Source organism: Micromonospora sp. BQ32 (assembly GCF_059358895.1).
In genome coordinates this window covers 162,338-183,336 of record NZ_JCADBI010000003.1, presented here as the reverse complement: position 1 = coordinate 183,336, position 20,999 = coordinate 162,338, and the positions used below count along the sequence as shown (strand labels likewise).

Here is a 20,999-nt window from a genome sequence, read left to right as displayed (position 1 = left end):
CCGGTCGGCCGGCCCAGGGCCGCTCGTTCATCCACGATCACGGGAGCACCACATTGAGTGAGTTGAATGGATCGTCCATTCTGATCACCGGGGGAACTGGTTCCTTCGGCAGGACGTTCCTCCGGCACATCCTCAACGAGGCCGACCCCGCCCGCGTGGTGGTGTTCTCCCGAGACGAGCTCAAGCAGTACGAGCTGCGCCAGCAACTCGGCGACGACCCGCGGCTGCGCTGGTTCATCGGAGACATCCGGGATCGGCACCGCCTGACCCGGGCCATGCACGGCGTGGACCACGTGGTGCACGCCGCCGCGCTGAAGCAGGTGGACACGGCGGAGTACAACCCGTCGGAGTACATCGCCACCAACATCACCGGCTCGCAGCACGTCGTCGACGCGGCGATCGAGGCCGGCGTCAAGAAGGTCATCGCGCTCTCCACCGACAAGGCGTCCAGCCCGATCAACCTGTACGGCGCGACGAAACTGGTCGGCGACAAGCTGTTCGTCTCGGCCAACCACTACGCCGCCCAGCACCCCACCCGGTTCGCGGTGGTGCGCTACGGCAACGTGGTGGGCAGCCGCGGCTCGGTCGTCCCGCTGTTCCGCCGGCTGGCCGCCGAGGGCAAGAGCCTGCCGATCACCGACAAGCGGATGACCCGCTTCTGGATCACGCTCGACCAGGCCGTGCAGTTCGTCATGGACTCGTTCGACCAGATGCAGGGCGGCGAGCTGTTCGTGCCGCGTATCCCGAGCATGCGCATCCTCGACCTGGTCGAGGCCGTGGCCCCGGACGCCACCACCCACGAGATCGGAATCCGGCCGGGCGAGAAGCTGCACGAGGAGATGATCGCGCCCGACGACAGCCGGCGGACGCTGCGCGCCGACGGCCGGTTCATCGTCCAGCCGACCATCGCCACCTGGGGCTACCAGGCGCCGGTCGGCTGCGACCCGGTGCCGGACGGCTTCGCCTACCAGTCGGACACCAACGACGAGTGGCTCACCATCGAGCAGTTGCGCGACATGCTCGGCATCAACGGATGACGGGGATGCTCCCGTACGGCCGGCACTCGGTCACCGAGGACGACGTCGCGGCCGTCTCCGACGTGCTGCGCGGCGACTGGCTCACCACCGGTCCGCAGGTCGACGCCTTCGAGGCCGACCTCGCCCGGTGGACCGGCGGGGTGGGCGTCACCACCGTGTCCAACGGCACCGCGGCGCTGCACGTGGCGTACGCGGCCGCCGGGGTGGGCCCGGGCGACGAGGTGGTGGTGTCGCCGATGACGTTCGTGGCGACCGCCAGCAGCGCGGCCGCCCTCGGCGCGACGATCGTGTTCGCCGACGTCGAGGACGAGACCTTCTGCCTCGACCCGGCGGCGGCCGCCGCCGCGGTCACCTCGCGGACGAAGGTCGTCGCCGCGGTCGACTACGCCGGTCACCCGGCCGACTACGACGCCCTGCGCACGTCGATGGTGGGCAGCGACGCGCTGCTGCTCGCCGACGCTGCGCACTCGATCGGCGGCACGTACCACGGTCGACCGGTCGGCTCGCTCGCCGACCTGACCACGTTCTCGTTCTTCCCCACCAAGAACCTGACCACCGCCGAGGGTGGTGCCGTCGCCGCCCTGGACCCACAGGTCCTTGAGCGGGCCCGCCGGTTCCGCAGCGTGGGCGTGGTCCGCGATCGCGACCAGCTGCGCTTCGAGGACCAGGGCGGCTGGTACTACGAGGTCCACGAGTTCGGGCTGAACTACCGCCTACCGGACGTGCTCTGCGCCCTGGGCCGCAGCCAACTGCGTCGGCTCGGCGAGTTCACGGCCCGCCGCAGCGCCCTGGTCGCCCGCTACGACGAGGCGCTGGCCGACCTGGACGGCGTGCTGCTGCCGAACCGCAAGTCGTGGGCCGACCCGGCCTGGCACCTCTACCCGATCCGGGTGCTCGACGGTCGTCGCCGCGAGGTGTACGACCGGATGCGGGCCGCCGGCATCGGGGTCCAGGTCAACTACATCCCGGTGCACTGGCACCCGGCCTTCGCCGACCTGGGGTACCGACGGGGATCCTGCCCGGTGGCCGAGTCGTTCTACTCCCAGCAGCTGTCGCTGCCGCTCTACCCGGGGCTCAGCGACGCCGACCAGGACCGCGTCATCGACGCGCTGACCGCCGCGGTGCGGGTCGGCTCGGTGCGTGCCGCCGCCTGATGGGAACCTGATGCACCACGCCAACCACTTTTACGGCCACGCGCACGTGCTGGCCCGGTACGCCGGCCTCGGCGACCGGCACCCACCACGGATCAACGGGTACGTGCAGCACGGCTGGAACATCGGTGACGGTCTGGCCCCCGGGCACCCGTACGCCGAGCGCACCCCCAGCCTGCTCTGGTCCGAGCAGACCCGCCGCCGGGCCTGGTCGGTGGGGCGACGCAACGTGGTCGTCATCGGCGCGCCGTTCAGCTACCTGCTGGCCATGCGACCCGAGGAACCACCGGTCGAGGAGCGGGAGGGCACCATCTGGTACCCGTTCCACGGCTGGGAGGGTCAGCACGTCAAGGGCGACCACCGCAAACTGATCGCCCTCATCCAGGACACCGAGCCCGGCCCGGTGACGGTCTGCCTCTACTGGCACGAGTACCGGATGCGCAACGTGCGCCGGCTCTACGAGCGTGCCGGGTTCCGGGTGATCTGCCACGGCTACCGGGGACACTGGTGGAAGGACACCGACCCGGAGTTCCTCGACCGGCAGCTCACCGAGCTGCGCCGTCACCGCCGGGTAGCATCCAACCGACTGACCAGCGCGATCTTCTACGGCATCGCGGCGGGGTGCGAACCGGCGGTCTACGGCGACCCGATGATCCTGTCCAACGAGGACCCGACCTTCGGCGGCACCGCCCGGATCCGGCGGCAGTGGCCGCAGCTGCACGGCACCACGGTCGACCTGCCCACCGCGGTCGAGATCGCCCGCGCCGAGCTGGGCACCGACCACCGCTGCACGCCGGCCGAGCTCCGCGAGCTGCTCGGTTGGGCGAACCTCCAGGAAGAAGAGGAAGACCGTGACGACTGAGACGGCACCCGCCGGCCGGATCACCCTGCCCGGCGGCGAGATGCTGGCCTGGTCGGACCTGCCGCCGGAACGGTTGGCCAACGGTGGGCCCCTCGCCGCGCTGGCCGCCCGGCTGGTGCCGCCCGGCGCCCGGGTCCTGGTGGCCGGTCCGCACGACCCGGCGCTGCTCGACCAGCTCACCCACGCCGAGGTGACCTGCCTCCTGCGCAGCCACCCGGACGCGGTGGCGCTGGCGCACCGGGCCGCCCACGTGGTGGTGGGCGGACCGGCCGGGCTGCCCGACGACGAGACGTACGACGTGGTGATCGCGGCCGCCGGGCTGGACCCGGTGGAGTCGGTGGAGGGCACCCGGCTCGGCTGGGACGGTGTGCTGGCACGACTCGTCGCCGCGGTGCGACCGGGTGGCGCGTTGCTGCTGCGCCTGGACAACCCGCTGGGCCTGCACCGGCTGGTCGACACCACCCCCTGGTACGCCCGCCGGGACGACTCCGCCTGGGTGATCGGCGGCGTGCTGGACCGCGCCCACCCGGCCAACCGGAACCAGCTGCGCGAGCGGCTCAGCGCGGTGGGGCTGCGGCCGGCCGCGTGCTGGGCCGCGTACCCCGATGTCAGCACCCCGACGGCGCTGCTGGACGCCGACTACCTGGACCGGGACGCGGGCTCCGGCCTGTTCGACGCGGTGCTGCACGGCGCCTGCGCCGGGGGTTTCACCAGCGCCACCGTGCTCCAGGACCCGGCCCGGCTGGCGGTGGACGCGCTGCACGCCGGGCGCGCCGCCGACCTCGCACCGGGCTGGCTGACGCTCGCCCACCGGCCCGCCAACCCCACGGACCCGACCACGCCGACCGCCTACCGGGAGCTGCCGGTGGCGCTCGTGCAGACCGGTCGCCCCGGGATCGGCGTGCTGCAGGTGCTGCACGGCCCCTCCGGGTGGCGCTGGGGGCTCATCCCGGCCGCCGACGCGGAGACGCCGGCCGTCGCGCCGTTCGCCAGCCGCGAGGCCGCGTACCGGGACGCGGACGCGTTGTCCGGGCCGGTGCCGGCCGGCCGGCTGCTGCGTACCCTGCTGCTCGACGCGGCCCTGCGCCGCGACCTGGGCACCCTGCGGACGCTGCTGCGCGGGTACGCGGGCTGGCTCGCCGACCAGGCCGACACGGACGGCCGGATCGCCGGCGCGGCGGCGCTGGCCGGCACCGACAACGTGGTGGTCGACGGCGAGCGGTACGCGGTGCTCGACCCCAGCTGGCGGGCCACCGCAGCGCTGCCCGCCGACGTGGTGCTCGCCCGCGGGCTGTGGCGCTTCGCGGCGGGCCTGCTCACCGGTGGGTACGCCCACCCGTGGTCGTCCACTCTCGACGTCGCCGGCCTGACCGTGGTGCTCGGCGGACTCGCCGGCCACGACCTCGACCGGGCGACCGTCAGCGAGGCGGTCGAGGCCGAGGCCGCCATCGCCGCCGCGCTGCACGGGCTGGACCTCGGCGGCAGGGTCGACCTCGCCACCGAACTGCACGCCGTCGCGCCGACCGACCCGCCGGTCGGCGGGCACAGCTACCAGCAGCTGCGCGAGGCGTGGCTGCGCCAGCGCGAGGAACTCACCCGGCTGGCCGCGCTGACCGCCTGGACCGAGGAGCTGCTCACCTCACGGGAACGGGCGCTGCGCCGGGCCGAGGCGACGATCGGCCTGCTCAGCGGGTCGATCAGCTACCGGGTGGGCCGACTCGCCATCACCCCGGCCCGGCTGGCCAAGCGGGGCGCCCGGGCCGCCAAACGCCGGGCCACCGCGGCGCTCGCCCCCAAGCAGGAGGAGCAGCAGTGAGCGGCGTAGCGATGCCCTCGGTCGCCGCGGGGCCGCGGATCGTCGGCATCGTGCAGGCGCGCATGGGTTCGTCCCGGCTGCCCGGCAAGGTGCTCCGCCCGCTCGCCGGACGTTCCGTGCTGGGCCGGGTGGTACGCGCCGCCCGGGACAGCGGCGTCCTGGCCGACCTGGTGGTCGCCACCAGCACCGACGCGGTCGACGACGCGGTGGCCGCCGAGTGCGCGCGGCTGGACGTGCCGTGCCACCGCGGGCCGGTCGACGACGTGCTCGATCGATTCGTGGGCGCCCTCGCGGCGCACCCGGGCGACGCCGTCATGCGGTTCACCGCCGACTGCCCGCTGCTCGACCCGGAGATCATCACCCTGGTCGCGTCGGTGTACCGGGCAGTCCCCGGGCTGGACTACGCGAGCACGTCGATCGCCCGGACCCTGCCCCGAGGGCTGGACGTCGAGATCATCCGAGCGGAGACGCTGCGCACCCTGGGCCGGCTCGCCACCGACCACCACCGGGTGCACGTGACCTCGTACGCGTACACCCATCCGGAGCTGTTCCGGGTGCTCGGGGTGACCCTCACCCCGGACCGCTCCGCGCTGCGGCTGACCCTCGACACCGAGCAGGACTGGACGCTGGTCAGCGCGATCATCAACCACTTCGGTGACGTCAGCGTGCCGCTGGCCAAGCTCGCCGACTGGCTCGACGGTCAGCCCCGGTTGCGCGCGCTCAACGCCGACGTACGACAGAAGCAGCTGGAGGAGTCCTGAGCACCCTGAGGGTCGGGTTGCGCTGTGACGCCGGGCCACGGCGCGGCGTCGGCCACCTCGTCCGCTGCCTGGCGCTCGCCGAGGAGTTCCTCGCCCGGGGTGCCGACGTCACCGTGTTCGGCACCGTCGAACGGCTCGACTGGGCCACCGCCGAACTGGCCGCGCGAGGCATCCCGCTGCTCCCCGGCCCGGACTCGGCGGCCGAACTGGTCGAGGCGGCCCGCCGACACGAGCTGGACGTGCTGGTCCTCGACTCCTACGACCTGGACCCGGCCGGGGCCGGCGCCCTGCGCGCCGCCGGCGTGTACACCCTCGCCATCATCGACGGCGACAGCCGGGGCCAGGTCGCGGACCTCTACCTCGACCAGAACTTCGGCGCCGACCTGCCCGGGCCCGGTTCGGCAGCGGAACTGACGGCGCTGGGGGCCGGGGCGGGGCTGCCCGGCCGGCTGCTCGCCGGGAGCGGGTACGCCCTGCTGCGCGACAGCGTGATCAACGCCCGGCCGCCGGTGGCCCCGCCCGCCACGGCGGTCAGCCGCCCCCGGGTGCTGGCCTTCTTCGGCGGCACCGACGCGGTCGGCGCGGCCCCGGTCCTGACCCGGGTGCTGGTGGCCACCGGTCACCCGATGGACCTCACGGTCATCGTCGGGCGACCCGAGATCGAGGCGGAGGTCGAGGACGTGACCCCCGGCCGGGGGCAGATCATCCGACCGGTCCCACCCACCACCTCGCTACCGGCACTGATCACCGAAGCCGACCTGGTGGTCAGCGCCGCCGGCACGTCAACCTGGGAACTCTGCTGCCTCGGCGCGCCCAGCGCACTGGTCTGCGTGGTCGACAACCAACGCGAGTCGTACACCCGGGTGGTGCGGCACGGCCTGGCCGCCGGCCTCGGTGAGCTGCCGGAGCTGACCGCCGGCGGTGTCGCCGGGCGAGCCGCCCGCGCGGCGGCGGCACGGACCCTGCACGGGTTGCTCAGCTCGCCGCAGCGGCGCGCGACGCTCGCGGCGCGCGCCTGGTCCACCGTCGACGGGCAGGGCCGGGCGCGGGTCGTCGACGCCGTGTTCGACGCCGTGCGCGCCGCCGCCGTCACGGGCTGACCGCAGCAGGCCAAGCTCACGGCTCACGGCTAGCACGGGTGTACGAAAGTGCTGCTAGGGTGGCCGTATGACGCAGGCCGCCTACCAGCCGTCGATGCTCGACCTGGCCGACGCCGGGCCGACCCTGGGGCCGCTGCCCGGCCAGATCCGCCGGCACCAGCTCAGCCGGGGCGCCTGGGTCGATCACCTCGCCGGCTGGGTGCGCGGCTCCGACACCGTCCTCGACACCCTGCTCACCGAGGTGCCCTGGCGGGCCGAACGGCGCACCATGTATGACGCCGAGGTCGACGTGCCCCGCCTGCTCTGCTGGTACGACGGCGCGAGGCAACTCCCCCACCCCGTGCTCACCGCGGCGCGGGCCGCGCTGACCAGTTACTACGCCCCCGAGTTGGGCGAGCCCTTCGTCACCGCCGGCATGTGCCTCTACCGCTCCGGGCGCGACAGCGTGGCCTGGCACGGCGACACCATCGGCCGCTCGGCGCACACCGACACGATCGTCGCGATCGTGTCCTTCGGAGCACCCCGACCGCTGCTGCTACGCCCGCGCGGGGGCGGCGAGAGCCTGCGCTTCCCGGTGGGCCACGGCGACCTGATCGTCATGGGCGGTTCCTGCCAACGCACCTGGGAGCACGCCATCCCCAAAACCACCCGCCCGGTAGGCCCCCGAGTCAGCGTCCAGTTCCGCCCCCACAACGTCGCCTGACCCTGGGGCAGTACTAGGACGGAACCACTCGTTCGAGGCGGCGGCGGACCTCCTCGGCTGCGGGATCGCCCACGTCCTCGTAGATCCGCGCGGCCAGGCGCCAAGCGGCGGCGGCAGCCGTCCGGTCGCCCATCCCTTCCCGGGTGTCCCCGAGTCGGATGAGGGTCTCCGCCTCGTGATACCGGTCCGCGGAGTCGCGGAAGAGTTTGACCGCCTGCTCGTAGCAGTCGGCCGCGCGGTCGCGTTCACCGAGGCGGTCGTAGGCGAAGCCGAGGCTGTCCAGCGTCGCGGCCTGACCGTTGCGGTCGTCGGTCCGTCGTTGCTGGTCGAGGGCCTCGGTGCAGCTGGCGATGGCCTGGACGTAATCGCCGGTGGTGGCGAGCAGCCAACCGATCGCGTTGAGCGTCCGGGCTTCGCCCGCGTGATTGCCGACCAGCCGGTAGAGCCGCAGCGCCTCACGACCGTGCGCGAGCGCCTCGTCGAGCCGGCCGTCCAGGTAGCAGAGTTCGCAGTAGTTGTGCAGCGTCTGGGCCTGGCCGATCGGGTCGCCGAGACGTTCGTGCAGCTCAAGCGCACGCTTGAGCCGGTACTCGGCCGTGGTGCGGTCGCCCAGTCGGGTCAGCGCGCGGGAGACCAGCCGGTTGGCGACGGCCTGACCGGCGAGGTCGTCGATCTTCTCTGCGGCCCCCAGCGCGACCTCCTGGATGGCGAGCTGGTCCTGCCAGAGGCCGCGCGGCGCCACGAAGGTGGTCAGCGCCCACGCGATCTGCCAGGCGTACGTTTCGAAGCCGTTCTCGGCGGCCTGTCGGACCACCCGGACCAGCACCCGGTGCTCCGCCGTGAACCAGGCGAGCGCGCCGTCGTGATCGGTCACCGGCTGCCTGGCGGGTACGGGCAGCGGCGGCACCGGCTCGATCGGGGGCCACTGCGGCTGGAGGAGCCGGGCGGCCGGATAGGCGGCGTGCAGGTAGTGGTCGTACAGGCGCTGTCGCGCCGCGACGTGTTCGTCGCCGCGCTCGGACGACTGTGCGAGCTCGGCCGCATAGGCGCGCAGGAGATCGTGGAAGGCGAACCGGCCGGGCGCCTGCTCCGCCAGCAGGTGGAGCCGGGTCAGTTCCCGCAGGATCGGCGTAACGGCCGCAGCCGACACACCGGCGAGCGCCGAGGCCGCTGCGGTGGTCAGGTCCGGGCCCGGATGCAGCCCCAGCAGGGTGAACAGCCGGGCCGCGTCCGCCCCCAGGGCCAGGAACGACCACGAGAAGACGCGCCGGACGTCGCCGTCGGCCAACGCGTCCAGCCTCGCCTCGGACGAGTGCAGTTCGGCGGCGATCGCGCTGAGCGGGAACGTGGGATGGGTCGCGACGCGCGCCGCCACTATCGACAGTGCCAGCGGGAGCCGGCCTGCGGCCTCGATGATGTCGGCCACCGCCACCGACTCGGAGGCGAGTCGGCTGACCCCGAGACGTCTGGCGAGCAGGCTCCTCGACTCCTCCGCCGTGAGCACGTCCAGTGTCAACGGCGTGGCACACTCGGCGGCGATCAGGCCGCCGAGCCGGTCACGGCTGGTGACCACGACCATGCAGCGGCCCGCACCGGGCAGCAGGGCGCGCACCTGGGCGGAGTCGCGGGCGTTGTCGAGCACCAGGAGCATCCGCCGGGAGGCCAGCAGGCTGCGGTAGAGACCAGTCCGCGCCTCCATGTCGGAGGGTATCCGGGCGTGGGGCACGCCGAGCGCTTCGAGGAAGCCGGACAGGGCGTCGGGCGGGGACACCACGCCGGCTTCGTCGTAGCCGCGAAGGTTCACATAGAGCTGGCCGTCCGGGAAACGGTCGGCAACCCGGTGCGCCCAGTGCAACGCCAGGGCCGTCTTGCCGACTCCGGCCATGCCGGACACCACGGAGATGGCCACACTCGTCGGCCCCTCAGCCCCGCCGTGCAGAAGCCCGTCGAGGCCGGCCAGCTCGACGCTGCGTCCGACGAACTCCGGCACCGCACGCGGCAGTTGCTCGGGGCGCTGAACGAGCGGCCCCACTGCCGTGTCCGGCGCCGGCCGGTCCGGCCCCGTTGGCGGTTGCGCCGCCAGCCCCGGGCGGTGGTGCAGGATGTCGTCGTACAGCGTGACGAGCTCGGGTGCGGGATCGAGGCCCGTCTCCTCCGCCAGCGTCTGTCGGGCCTGCCGGAAAGCATCCAGTGCGCCGGCCACGTCTCCGATGCGGTACAGGCCCACCATCAGCTGGCCCCACGCCCGCTGCCGCAGCGGGTGCCGGTCGAGCAGGCCGCGCAACCGGTGCACGGCGTCGGCCGGCGCGCCGAGGGCCAGCACCGCCTCGGCGTAGTCCTCCTCGACGAGCAGCCGGCGCTCCTCCAACTGCGCCACCCGCCGGGCCAGCATCGAGCGCAGCGGCAGGTCGGACAGCGGTGCGCCACGCCACAGGCCCACCGCGGCGGAGAGTTCGGCCTCGGCCCGGTCCAGATCGGAAGCGGCGAGCGCCTCACGGCCCCGCGCCGCCGCGGCGTCGAACAGGTCCAGGTCCCGTTCGCCGGGGCCCACCCGCAGCAGGTAGCCACCGGCCGCGGCGGTTATCCCATCCCAGGTCTCCCCACCGCCCAGTGACCGCCGCAGCCCGCGCACATAGGTGCGCAGGTTCGCGGCGGCCGATGCCGGCTCATCGTCGCCCCACAGCATCGCGGCCAACTCGTTGGCGCCGACGACCTCATTCGGACGCAGCAGCAGAGTCGCCAGCAGGAGACGCTGCTTCACCGAGCCCAGTGGAACCAACCGGCCGTCGCGGTACACCCGGAACGGGCCAAGGAGTTCGAAACGCAACCAGGCACCTCACCTGTGGGCGCTGCCATGTGCCACCACGTATACAACACCCGGACAACGCGGGCGAGTAGTTGATCTATACGCCAGTTGTGCGGCGGTTGTACCGGCCCCACCGTACCGTTCTACCGTCCTCACCGCCCCATCCAAGAGCACCCATCCGCCGGGCCTGGTTGCACGACGATGGCGCGAGGTCGAACGGAACGTCTGTCCACAGCTGGCGCGAGGCCACCTCGCCTCGTCGTGTCGGGCCTGACACCGCCGGCTGGCGTGACGCCCCAGCACCGTTGCTCATGATTCCCGACCAAAGGAGATACATGTCGTCGCTCCGCCCCATCCGCCGCGTCCTCAAGAGCGTCGCGGTGCCCGCCATCGGCGCGGCACTGGCCATCGGCATCAACGTCACCATCGCCACGCCAGCCGCGGCCAGCGGCTCCTACACGGGCCGGGCGTTCGTCCATGGCGCCGGCGGAGTGTCTGACGACTTCGATGACGAAGGCGTCACCAACGTCACCACGCACCGCAGCTCGAACGTCGCCTGCCTCTGGCAGACCATTCTCTGGGCGAACGGCTACCTGCCCTCGTCCGGGGTCGACGGCGTCTTCGGCGACCAGACCGATGCCGCGACGAGGAACTTCCAGCGCGACAAGGGCCTCTCAGCTGATGGCTCCGCAGGCCGGAACAGCTGGACGAAGGCCGGCGACAAGCTGGTGCAGCACGACAACCAGAACGGGTGGCTGTACGTGGTGTACCACGGGGCGACGGGTTCCAGGAGCCCGTACGGCTCGCACCAGTTCGTCCTGCAGCGCTCGCCCGACGGAAACTACCGGTTCTACCCGCCCCAGGGCAGCGGCCCCTACTGGGCCGCCTACAACTCCCGCACCTGCTGACCTCGCCAGGACCACGACGTGGCGGATGCCGGGCGCCGGCCCGTGTGCCGATCCGGAAGAAGGATCCCGACCAATGGAGGGAAGAGCATGGGGCAGAACGGGCGGAACGGCGTCTCGCGTCGCCGGCTGATCCGAGGTGGGCTGCTGGCGGTGGCGGCATCGGGCGTGGCGGTGGCCGGTTTCGCGGGCCCGGCGAGCGCGGCCGTGGTCAACCTCGGCCTTGACAATCAAGGTGCCAAGCGGATCCAGCGGTGGATCCTCACCATGTACGGCTACAACGGCACGATCGACGGGGCGCTCGGGACCAACAGCTGGAAGGCGATGCAGCGCTACCTGGCCAACTGGCCCGGACAGCCCTCTCCCTACCGGGGCGCCATCGACGGGATCGTGGGAACGGGGGCGATCGTGTCGCTACAGGCCAACCTGAAGAAGTTCAACGGCTACACCGGTGTCATCGACGGCATCGCCGGGCCGGGGACCAAGGCGGCGTTCTGGCGCAAGGCCTACTCCAACCCGGCGGTCTGACCGACTGAGCATCATCGCGGGTGGCCCGACCGCCACGCGGTGACCAGCGACCGCAAGGTAGGTCCGGACACGACGGGACCCGTTGTCCGGACCTTCCTTGCGGTTCTCCGGCCTGATCGCCATTGATCCAGCGGCGACCGGGCGCGTCGATGAAGGCTGCGACGTGGTCCCGGGGACACCTCTCAACGGCGGCTGCCGTACTAGAGGAGGCCGGCCAGTTTGTAGAGGACCAGGGAGCCGGCCACCGCGACGTTCAGGCTGTGGCCATGGCCGACCATGGGAATCTCGACCGCCGCGTCCAGCTGGTCGAGCGCCTCGGGCGGGATGCCGGTCGCCTCGTGGCCCAACAGCACCACGGTGCGACCCCGAGCGGCGGGCAGATCACCGAGCCGGACGGCCTCGTCGGCCAGTTCCACCCCGAGGACCCGGGTGCCGGCGGCCCGTTCGGCGGCCAGCCAACGCAGCGGGCTGCCGACCCGGTGGACGCAGCCTGGCCGGCGCAGCGTGTTGCCCCGGGCCACGGCCTCGTCCACCCAGCGGAACGGCGGCACGGCGAGGCAGGCACCGACCGCGTCACACGTACGTAACAGGGTGCCCAGGTTCGCGCCGTGCAGCGGCCAGAGTGGCGCGGCGATCAGGTGACCCCAGCAGCGATGTGGCCGGGGCCGGCGGGCGGCGCGTAGCTCACGCCGCGGCCGGACCCGGATGGCGGCACTCATGCCGCGCCGGCGACTCCGCCGGACAAAGGAGCAATCATGTTCGAGGGTGCTTAGCGGCGCACCCGGACCCTCACCGACAACAGAGGGCCCCACCATACCGCGCTTGCGGAGAACCCACTCCATGCGGCGGCTCGAGCGACAAGGTCCGCACAACATCAGGAAAGTGCTGCCTGCGGCAAACCAGAAGCAGCAACGTCCCCGAAGTTGTGCGGATCTTGGGGCCGGCCGCGCGGGGCACGCGCGGCGCACACCCCCGGGCACGCGGCGGGCGTGACCGGGGGACGGCGCGGTGAGGCGGATGGGTGGGGTTAGTCGCGTTCGATCAGGTGGCCTACCACCGTTGGGCCGAGCATCACCGCGAAGCCGCTGCCGTCGCGGCGAGGATCCGCCGCGGGCAGCTCCACCGGGTCGCCGGTGGCGGTCGCGCCGACCGGTCGCGGACCCACCCAGGCAACGGCCACGTCCGTCTCACCCTTGAGGAAGCGGTGCGCGCGCACGCCGCCGGTCGCCCGGCCCTTCGCCGGGTACGCCTTGAACGGCGTCACCTTGACCGTCGCGCCGGTGGAGGTGACCACCATCGGCTCGCCATGCCCCGGGTCGTCCGTGCGCACCGCGCCGAAGAACGCCACGCGCGCCCCGGCCGGCAGGTTGATGCCGGCCATACCGCCGCCCTTGAGGCCCTGCGGTCGGACCAGCCCGGCGGGGAAGCGCAACAGCGACGCCTCGGAGGTGACGAAGGTCAGCGTCTCGGTGCCGTCGGTCAGCCAGGTCGCCCCGACCACCTCGTCACCATCGCGCAGACCGATCACCTCGAACTCGTCGGAGCGTACCGGCCACTCCGGCGCGCAGATCTTCACCGCGCCCTGCCGGGTGCCCAACGCCAACCCCGGTGAGCCCTCCGCCTGCCCGCCCAGCGGGGCCAGCCCGACGACGGTCTCCCCCGCCGCCAACGGCACCAGCTCGGCCGCGGACATACCCCCACGCAGTGACACCGTGCCCGCCTGCTCGGGCAGCACCGGCAGCGGCAGGACGTCGACCTTGAACGCCCGACCGGCGCTGGTCAACAGCAGCACCCGACCACGGGCGGTGGAGTGCGCGATGGCGCGTACCGTGTCGTGCTTGACCCGGCCGTTGCGTCGGCGCCCCTCGGAGCTCTCCTCCGACTCGGCCGCGGTCCGGGCGACCAGCCCGGTCGCGGAGAGGATCACCTGGCACGGATCGTCGGCGACCTCCAGCGGGCCAGCCGGCGCGGACGCGGCCAGCACCTCCTTGAGGTCACCGTCGACCAGCGTCGTACGACGTTCGGTGCCGAACTGCTTGACCACGGCCGCCAGCTCGTCGGAGACGACCTTCCTGAGCACCCGTTCGTCGTCGAGAATCTTGCTCAGCTCGGCGATCTCGGAGCGCAGCCGCTCCTGCTCGGCCTCCAGCTCGATCCGGTCGAACTTGGTCAGCCGGCGCAACGGAGTGTCCAGGATGTACGTGGCCTGGATGTCGGAGAGGCCGAACCGGCTCATCAGCCCGTCCTTCGCGGCCTGGGCGTCGTCGCTGCCCCGGATCAGCCGGACCACCTCGTCGATGTCCAGCAGCGCGATCAGCAGACCGTCGACCAGGTGCAGCCGCTCCTGACGCTTGCGCCGACGGTACGAGGTGCGCCGGGTGACCACCTCGTACCGGTGGGCCAGGAAGACCTCCAGCAGCGCCTTGAGCCCCAGCGTGCGCGGCTGCCCGTCGACCAGGACCAGGTTGTTGACGCCGAACGACTGCTCCAGCGGGGTCAGCCGGTAGAGGTCGGCGAGCAGTGCCTGCGGGTTGACCCCGACCTTGCACTCGACAACGAGTCGGGTGCCGCTCTCCCGGTCGGTGAGGTCCTTGACGTCGGCGATGCCGGTCAGCCGCTTGGTCTTGGTGACCTCGTTGGTGATCGCGGCGATCACCTTCTCCGCGCCGACGCCGTAGGGCAGCTCGACCACGGTGATCGCCTGCCGGCCCCGGCTGCCCTCGATGGGGCCGATCTCCACCTTGCCGCGCATCCGCACGACGCCACGGCCGGTCTCGTACGCCCGGCGCACCTCGTCCAGGCCGAGCAGCACCCCACCGCTGGGCAGATCGGGGCCGGGGACGAACTCCATGAGTTTGTCCAGAGTGGCGTCCGGGTGGTTGATCAACCAGCGGGCCGCGGAGACGACCTCCGCCAGGTTGTGCGGGATCATGTTGGTGGCCATCCCGACCGCGATCCCGGACGCGCCGTTGACCAGCAGGTTGGGGAAGGCCGCCGGCAGCACGGTCGGCTGGGTCAGCGACCCGTCGTAGTTGGGCTCGACGTCGACGGTGTCCTCGCCCAGCTCACCGACGAGCAGCATGGCCTCGCGGGACATCCGCGCTTCGGTGTATCTCGATGCTGCCGGTCCATCGTCTGGGGACCCAAAATTTCCGTGCCCATCGATGAGAGGCACGTTGAGGGAGAAGTCCTGGGCGAGGCGGACCATGGCGTCGTAGATCGCCGTGTCGCCGTGCGGATGGTACTTTCCCATCGTATCCCCGACAATTCGGGCGGACTTCACGTGCCCACGGTCGGGGCGGTAGCCCTGCTCGTACATCGACCAGAGTATGCGCCGGTGCACGGGCTTGAGGCCGTCGCGGGCGTCGGGCAGGGCGCGGGAGTGGATGACCGAGAACGCGTACTCCAGGTAGGAGTCGGAGACCTCGGTGACCAGCGGGTTGTCGAAGACCCGCGCGCCGGCCTGGTCGAACGAGGAGAGGTCGACCTTGTTTTCCTTACGGCGTGCCATGACTCAGCTCTCCACGGGAACTGGAACGGAACGGGCGCTCATGCGTCGATCGCATCGCGGTCGACGCGGTCGGCGGAGTCGATGAGCCAGTTGCGACGCGGCTCGACCTTCTCGCCCATCAGCAGTTCGAGGATGCGTTCGGCGGCGTCGACGTCGTCGAGGGTGATTCGGCGGACGGCGCGAGTGGCCGGGTTCATCGTGGTGTCCCACAGCTCGTCGGCGTCCATCTCACCGAGACCCTTGAAGCGTGGGATGGGCGTGACGATCTGCTTGCCGGCCTTCTCCAGCTTGCGGACCGTCCCCTCCATCTCGGCCTGGGTGTAGGTGTAGACGGTCTGCGGGTTGCGCCCCCTGGTGGTGATCTTGTGCAGGGGCGGCATCGCGGCGTAGAGCCGCCCGGCCTCGATAAGCGGCCGCATGTACCGGGCGAACAGGGTGATCAGCAGCGTACGGATGTGGGCGCCGTCCACGTCGGCGTCGGCCATGATCAGCACGCGGCCGTAGCGCAGTGCGGAGAGGTCGAAGGTGCGCCCCGAGCCGGCGCCGAGGACCTGCACGATGGCCGCGCACTCGGCATTGTCCAGAACCTGCTGGAGGTTGGCCTTCTGCACGTTGAGGATCTTGCCGCGGATCGGCAGCAGCGCCTGGTATTCCGAGGAACGGGCCATCCGGCTCGTCCCCAGGGCGCTGTCACCCTCGACGATGAACAGCTCACTGCGGTCGATGCCGGTGGCCCGGCAGTCGACCAGCTTCGGCGGCATGGACGCGCCCTCCAGGGCGGTCTTGCGCCGGGCGGCGTCCTTCTGTTGCTTCTGGGTGAGTCGCACCCGGGCGGCGTCGACGATCTTCTGTAGGACGGTGCGCGCCTCGGCCTTGGTGCGCCGGTCCTCCAGCCATGCCTTGATGTGCGCGTCGACCAGCGACTGGAGAACCTTGGTGATGCCGGTGGTGGAGAGCTCGTCCTTGGTCTGCGAGGTGAACTGCGGCTCGGGAATCCGCACGTGCACCACCGCGGTCATGCCCTCCAGGACGTCGTCCAGGGTGGGCGGCTCCTCCTTGGCCTTGAGCAGACCGCGGGTGTTGCGGATCGCGTCGGCGAGCGCGCGGACCAGGGCCCGTTCGAAGCCCTTGCGGTGGGTGCCGCCGTGCGCGTTGCGGATGGTGTTGGTGAAGCACTCGACGGTGCGCTCGTAACCGGTGCCCCACCGGAACGCCACCTCGACCTCGGCGCGCCGCTGCACGTTGGACTGCATGACGCCGTTGGCGTCGGCGGCGTTCTCCCGGTAGGTGCCCTCGCCGTTTACCAGCAGGGTGCCGGAGACCGGCCGGTCGCCGGCCGGGGCGAGGAACTCCACCATGTCGCTGAGCCCGTTGGGGTAGTGGAACCGCTCCTCGGCGGGCGTCTCGCCGGTCAGGTCGCGCAGCAGGTAGGTCACGCCGGGGACCAGGAACGCGGTGTTGCGCAGCTTCATCCGGACGGCGTCGACGTCGAGCGCCGCGCCGGTCTCGAAGTAGCGGGCGTCGTGCCACCAGCGGATCGAGGTGCCGGTGCGCTGGCCGCGCTTCATGGCGCCGGTCACCTGGAGCCCGGGGCCGGCGGTGAAGGGGGCGTCCGGCCCGTCGCCGTCGAAGATGCCCGGGACGCCGTGCCGGAACGACATCGCGTGGATCTTGCCAGCTCGGCGGACGGTCACGTCGAAGCGGCGGGACAGCGCGTTGACCGCTGACGCGCCGACGCCGTGCAGACCGCCGGAGGTCTTGTAGCCGGAGCCACCGAACTTGCCGCCCGCGTGCAGCCGGGTCAGCACCAGCTCGACGCCGGAGATGCCGGACTTGGCGTGCACGTCGGTGGGGATGCCCCGGCCGTCGTCGTCGACCTGCACCGAGCCGTCGGCGTGCAGGATCACCTCGACGTGGGTGGCGTGCCCGGCGACACCCTCGTCGGTGGAGTTGTCGAGGATCTCGTTGACGAGGTGACCCACGCCACGGCTGTCGGTGGAACCGATGTACATGCCGGGCCGCTTGCGGACAGCGTCCAGCCCCTCAAGGTGGGTGAGGTCATCGGCCCCGTACAGGGTGTCAGGCTCTGCGGTCAACTGGTCGTACTCCCCGGTCTCGGCGGTGTGCTGCCGGTCACCGGCGACATCAGCCGGCGTGGCGCGCCGCAGCGAGCCTAGCCCGAGGCTAGGACAACCACCGGAGGCCCCGCGCGACCCGCCGCGCGCAGCCCTCTGGACGTGAGCCAACGAACAGCCGGCGGGTGATCACGGGACCACGCAGAGAGACCGCCACCGGTACGCTGACGCGTGATCGCGGCCGGTTGAGCGCGGGGTCGCACGCCGGTCCGGGTCGAGGAGATCAGGAGGCGGTCGAGGTGGACGAGACGATCGGCAACGCCCTGCGGCGCTCCCTCGGCACGCCGGCGCGGTGGTGGCTGCTGGTGGGCACCCTGGTGGTGGGGCTGCTGGCCGCCGTGGCGCTGGTCGCGGCGGCGGCTCCCGCCGACCGGACCTTCGCCGGACTCTCGGGCACGGTGCAGAGCCTGATGTCGGTCGCGACCCCACTCTTCGGCATCCTGCTGGTACGCGACCTGCGCCGGGCGCCCGCCCGCCTGCCGGTCCTGCCCACGGTGCTCGCGGTGGGGCTGCCGGCGGTCGTCATCGGCGTGGTCGGTGTGCTGACCTGCGCCGTGACGCTGGCCCTCACTCCGGCCGACGTCGCCGACGAGCCGTGGCGGTTCGCCGGAACGGTCGCGGTGGGCAGTGTGCTGGTGCAGATCGTCGCCGGCCTGGTGGGCACCGGGTTGGGCCTGCTGCTGCGCTCGGTGGTGGTGGCGTTCCTGGCCACGATCATCCTCCCGCTGGGGCTGTTCGCGCTGCTGGGCGCCGTGGACGCCCTGCGTCCGGCGCAGCCGTGGCTCACCCCGTTGGGCAGCGTGCGCCACCTGCTCTCGGGTGAGATGAGCGCGCTGCGGTGGGTGCAGTGGCTGTGCGTACTCCTGATCTGGGGTGTCGGTCTGAACGCCGCCGGCGCGGCCGCGCTGAACCGCGGCGGCCCGACCGGTCGCTGACTCCCCGCGCCCGGCGGGCGCGGGTCAGCGCGGTCGACAACCCGGAGTGCGGGTCCAACGTGGACGCGGTAGGGCGTCATGCCTACGCGCACATGTCTTTCGTCGAACGAATCTGTTACGGGCCATTGACGCCCGTCGCACAGGGGTGATCTGATCGCGCTCTCAGAGAATCTTTCATCTTTCGATGGATGGGGGCCCCATGCCCAGAATCCGGCGTACCGCGCTAGCCGTGGGACTGACGATCGCCATGGCCGCGTTGTCGACCGCCGTCGCGCTGCCCGCACCCGCGTCCGCCGCGTTGCCCACCGCCGCGGTGGCGCTCGGGGACAGCTTCATCAGTGGTGAGGGCGCCGGGGCGTACACCCCAGTGGTCGACGCCAACGGCGTCAGCCAGGGCTTCCCCGGTTGGGCGGCGGCGAACAACAACGCGTTCTTCTGCCACCGTTCGGCGAACGCCTCGCTCAACCAGGCCAACCTGCCGGGCATCCAGAACCGGTTCAACCTGGCCTGCTCCGGTGGCCAGCCGCACGACATCGCCAACGCCTCCCAGGCGCGGACCAACGGCCGCACGGTGGCCTCGCAGCTGAGCCAGCTGCGCGCCGTCGCGCAGACCCAGGACATCGACCTGGTGCTGATCGGCCTCGGCTCCAACAACAGCTCGTTCACCTTCGGCAGCGTCGCGGAGAAGTGCGCCAACCGGTTCATCGCCGACGCCTGGACCGGCTGGTGGGAGTTCTGGGCGTACCTGAACGGTCCGGTGGAGCAGAAGCCGTGCAGCGACGCCGACCTGGCCACCGCCGCGCAGCTCAGCGCCGCGACCGCGGAGACCACCGCGGCCGTACGCCAGATCCTGACCACCCTCGACCAGGTGGACGCGGACGGGCAGCACCGGGTGGTGTTCCAGGACTACACGAACCCGCTGCCGCTAGACCTGAACCAGCAGTTCCACGAGGAGGACAGCCGCGACGACACCCGGGACAAGTTCCGGGACCTGGGTGCCGAGCGGTACGCCGGCGGCTGCCCGATCCACCGGGCCAGCCTGGCTCCGGGGCACCGCTTCTCCCAGGGTCTGGGCGGCATCGTGAAGTCCACCCGGGACACTCTGGCCGCCGAGTTCCCGGCCGACGACCTGGTGTACCTGAACGTGCAGCATGCATTCAACGGCGCCCGGCTCTGCGAGCAGACCAGCAGCCCGAGCGGCGCGCTGGCCACCCCGATCCGGCTTCAGGACGGCGCGACCGGCACCTTCGTCACCAGCCTCGCCGGCAAGGACAAGATCGCCATCCAGCGAATCGCCAACACCTGCGTCACCTACTTCCAGACCTGCCAGGAGTCGTGGCACCCCAACGCCACCGGGCACCAGGTGCTCGGCCAGTGCCTGAGCGGCGCGGCCTCCACCAGCGCCCGTTCGGTGGCCTGCGTCCGCGCCAGCAACGGGGCGATCTCGGTCTCCTGACCGCAGCCTCCTTCGGAGGGCTCCGCCACCCGGCGGGGCCCTCCGTCGCGTCCGCCGGGCGCGCGGCGCATCCGCCGACCGCAGTCGTCGACCCGGCGACCTGCTGCTACCCGCCGGTAACGTCAGGCCGTAGGCTGGGCCGGTGAACGGGGATCCGGAGTACGCGCAGGAGTTCGTCGACGTCGACGGTGGCCGACTGGGTGTGCAGGTCTATCCGGAGCCGGCCGGGGTGACGGACGCACCGGTGGTCGTGATCTGGCCCGCGATGGGGGTCCGGGCCCGGTACTACCGGCCGTTCGCCGCGGCGCTGCGCGCCGCCGGGCTGGCCGTGGTCGTGGCCGACCTGCGCGGCACCGGCGCGAGCACGCCCCCGCCGAGTCGGACCGACCGGCACGGTTACGCCGAACTGGCCAACGACGTCGGCGTCGTCCTGGCCACCCTCAAGCCACGACTGGACGGACGCACCCGACTGCTCCTCGGACACTCGCTGGGTGGGCAGGCGGCGCTGCTGCACCTCGCCCTGCACGGCGGCGACGAGGTGGACGGGTTGGCGCTGATCGCGGTCGGCATCCCGTACTGGCGGAACTACCCGGGCCGGCGCGGCCTCGGCGTGCTGCCCTACACCCAGGGCATCGCCGCCACGGCGGCGCTGCTCGGGGTCTGGCCGGGCTGGGGGTTCGGCGGTCGACAGGCCCGCGGCGTGATCCGCGACTGGGCGTACACCGCGCGGACCGGCCGGTTCCCCCGCCTCAACGGTACGGACACCGAGGCTTCGGTCCACGCGGTGCGGACCCCGGTGCTGGCCGTCAGCGTGGACGACGACCAGTACACCCCGCACGAGACAGTGGACCACCTCTGCGCGAAGCTCGGTGCCGCGCCGGTGACCCGGGAGCGGTACACAGTGGCGCAGGCCGGGGCGGCGTTGGACCACTTCACCTGGGTCCGGGCGAGTGCCCCGCTGGCGCGGCGGATCGCCGGTTTCGCCGGCGACCTGCCGCCCCGCTGAGGCGTACCGGCCGGTCCTCGGGCGACGGTCGGCTCACTCGTCCTGGTCCAGTGGCACCAGTTCGCCGTCCCGCTCCACCTGAATCTCGGCGTGTTCCTTCCGGGGCGCGACCTCGGCGGTGGTGCGGTGTGGGTCGTTGTCGGGGTGCATGAGCACCGCGTCTGTTTTGGGAGTCTTCTCCCGGCTCTCGTCCGGCTGCGACATCGCGTTCCCCTCTCGTCGGCGTCGCTCGGGATCTACCCACCACCGGGCGAACGACTCCTGTCCAGGCGGGGCCGACCCTCCGA

The 20,999-nt window shown here is 72.0% G+C and carries 17 protein-coding genes; 12 read left to right on the top strand and 5 right to left on the bottom strand.

Annotated elements, in window-relative coordinates; translation table 11 throughout:
* Positions 1–53: 53 nt before the first annotated feature.
* The 7 genes from pseB (at position 54) to AC5L30_RS07800 (ending at position 7,430) form a co-directional block, all read left to right on the top strand.
* A complete protein-coding gene (gene pseB, locus AC5L30_RS07830) occupies positions 54–1,037 on the top strand; it encodes a UDP-N-acetylglucosamine 4,6-dehydratase (inverting) (RefSeq protein ID WP_494866240.1) in 984 nt (327 codons plus the stop codon).
* Entirely contained in the window at positions 1,034–2,191 is a 1,158-nt protein-coding gene (locus tag AC5L30_RS07825; RefSeq protein ID WP_494866239.1) for a DegT/DnrJ/EryC1/StrS family aminotransferase, read from the top strand. The genes pseB and AC5L30_RS07825 overlap by 4 nt, the downstream gene beginning before the upstream one ends.
* 10 nt (positions 2,192–2,201) lie before the next feature.
* Positions 2,202–3,050: a hypothetical protein gene (locus AC5L30_RS07820; RefSeq protein WP_494866551.1), complete on the top strand. Its 849-nt coding sequence runs from the start codon at positions 2,202–2,204 to the stop codon at positions 3,048–3,050.
* Positions 3,040–4,866: a class I SAM-dependent methyltransferase gene (locus AC5L30_RS07815; protein WP_494866238.1), complete on the top strand. Its 1,827-nt coding sequence runs from the start codon at positions 3,040–3,042 to the stop codon at positions 4,864–4,866. Before AC5L30_RS07820 ends, AC5L30_RS07815 begins: the two co-directional genes overlap by 11 nt.
* A gap of 11 nt (positions 4,867–4,877) precedes the next feature.
* A complete protein-coding gene (locus AC5L30_RS07810) occupies positions 4,878–5,627 on the top strand; it encodes a cytidylyltransferase domain-containing protein (RefSeq protein WP_494866550.1) in 750 nt (249 codons plus the stop codon).
* Entirely contained in the window at positions 5,624–6,727 is a 1,104-nt protein-coding gene (locus tag AC5L30_RS07805; protein ID WP_494866549.1) for a PseG/SpsG family protein, read from the top strand. Before AC5L30_RS07810 ends, AC5L30_RS07805 begins: the two co-directional genes overlap by 4 nt.
* 67 nt (positions 6,728–6,794) lie before the next feature.
* Positions 6,795–7,430 carry an alpha-ketoglutarate-dependent dioxygenase AlkB gene (locus tag AC5L30_RS07800; RefSeq protein ID WP_355421817.1) on the top strand — a complete coding sequence of 212 codons (636 nt, stop codon included), beginning with the start codon at positions 6,795–6,797 and terminating at the stop codon, positions 7,428–7,430.
* 13 nt (positions 7,431–7,443) lie between these two features.
* Here AC5L30_RS07800 and AC5L30_RS07795 read toward each other — a convergent pair whose 3' ends face one another.
* Positions 7,444–10,191 carry an AfsR/SARP family transcriptional regulator gene (locus AC5L30_RS07795; RefSeq protein WP_494866237.1) on the bottom strand — a complete coding sequence of 916 codons (2,748 nt, stop codon included), beginning with the start codon at positions 10,189–10,191 and terminating at the stop codon, positions 7,444–7,446.
* Positions 10,192–10,571: 380 nt separating this feature from the next.
* On the opposite strand from AC5L30_RS07795, the gene AC5L30_RS07790 reads away from it, so the two are divergent.
* Together AC5L30_RS07790 and AC5L30_RS07785 are read left to right on the top strand one after the other, a co-directional pair.
* The gene (locus AC5L30_RS07790; RefSeq protein WP_494866236.1) at positions 10,572–11,144 is read left to right on the top strand and encodes a peptidoglycan-binding domain-containing protein; all 573 of its coding nucleotides are present in this window, start codon (positions 10,572–10,574) and stop codon (positions 11,142–11,144) included.
* 87 nt (positions 11,145–11,231) lie between these two features.
* Positions 11,232–11,669, top strand: coding sequence for a hypothetical protein (locus AC5L30_RS07785; RefSeq protein WP_494866235.1), 438 nt, complete (start codon positions 11,232–11,234; stop codon positions 11,667–11,669).
* A gap of 200 nt (positions 11,670–11,869) precedes the next feature.
* Here AC5L30_RS07785 and AC5L30_RS07780 read toward each other — a convergent pair whose 3' ends face one another.
* The 3 genes from AC5L30_RS07780 to AC5L30_RS07770 all read right to left on the bottom strand — a co-directional run bounded on the left by AC5L30_RS07780 (position 11,870) and on the right by AC5L30_RS07770 (position 17,276).
* Entirely contained in the window at positions 11,870–12,388 is a 519-nt protein-coding gene (locus AC5L30_RS07780) for a TrmH family RNA methyltransferase (RefSeq protein WP_112699877.1), read from the bottom strand.
* A 308-nt stretch (positions 12,389–12,696) separates the two neighbouring features.
* Positions 12,697–15,180, bottom strand: coding sequence for a DNA gyrase/topoisomerase IV subunit A (locus AC5L30_RS07775; RefSeq protein ID WP_494866234.1), 2,484 nt, complete (start codon positions 15,178–15,180; stop codon positions 12,697–12,699).
* A gap of 38 nt (positions 15,181–15,218) precedes the next feature.
* Entirely contained in the window at positions 15,219–17,276 is a 2,058-nt protein-coding gene (locus tag AC5L30_RS07770; protein WP_494866233.1) for a DNA gyrase/topoisomerase IV subunit B, read from the bottom strand.
* A 278-nt stretch (positions 17,277–17,554) separates the two neighbouring features.
* Between AC5L30_RS07770 and AC5L30_RS07765 the strand changes: the two genes are divergently transcribed.
* The 3 genes from AC5L30_RS07765 (at position 17,555) to AC5L30_RS07755 (ending at position 20,712) form a co-directional block, all read left to right on the top strand.
* Positions 17,555–18,250, top strand: a complete 696-nt coding sequence (locus AC5L30_RS07765) for a hypothetical protein (RefSeq protein ID WP_494866232.1) — start codon at positions 17,555–17,557, stop codon at positions 18,248–18,250.
* Positions 18,251–18,449: 199 nt separating this feature from the next.
* Complete coding sequence (locus AC5L30_RS07760) at positions 18,450–19,706, top strand: SGNH/GDSL hydrolase family protein (protein ID WP_494866231.1); 1,257 nt, start codon at positions 18,450–18,452, stop codon at positions 19,704–19,706.
* Between the two features lie 142 nt (positions 19,707–19,848).
* Positions 19,849–20,712: an alpha/beta hydrolase family protein gene (locus tag AC5L30_RS07755; RefSeq protein ID WP_494866230.1), complete on the top strand. Its 864-nt coding sequence runs from the start codon at positions 19,849–19,851 to the stop codon at positions 20,710–20,712.
* Between the two features lie 33 nt (positions 20,713–20,745).
* On the opposite strand, the gene AC5L30_RS07750 is transcribed toward AC5L30_RS07755, so the two are convergent.
* Positions 20,746–20,916, bottom strand: coding sequence for a hypothetical protein (locus AC5L30_RS07750; protein WP_494866229.1), 171 nt, complete (start codon positions 20,914–20,916; stop codon positions 20,746–20,748).
* Positions 20,917–20,999: the final 83 nt, after the last annotated feature.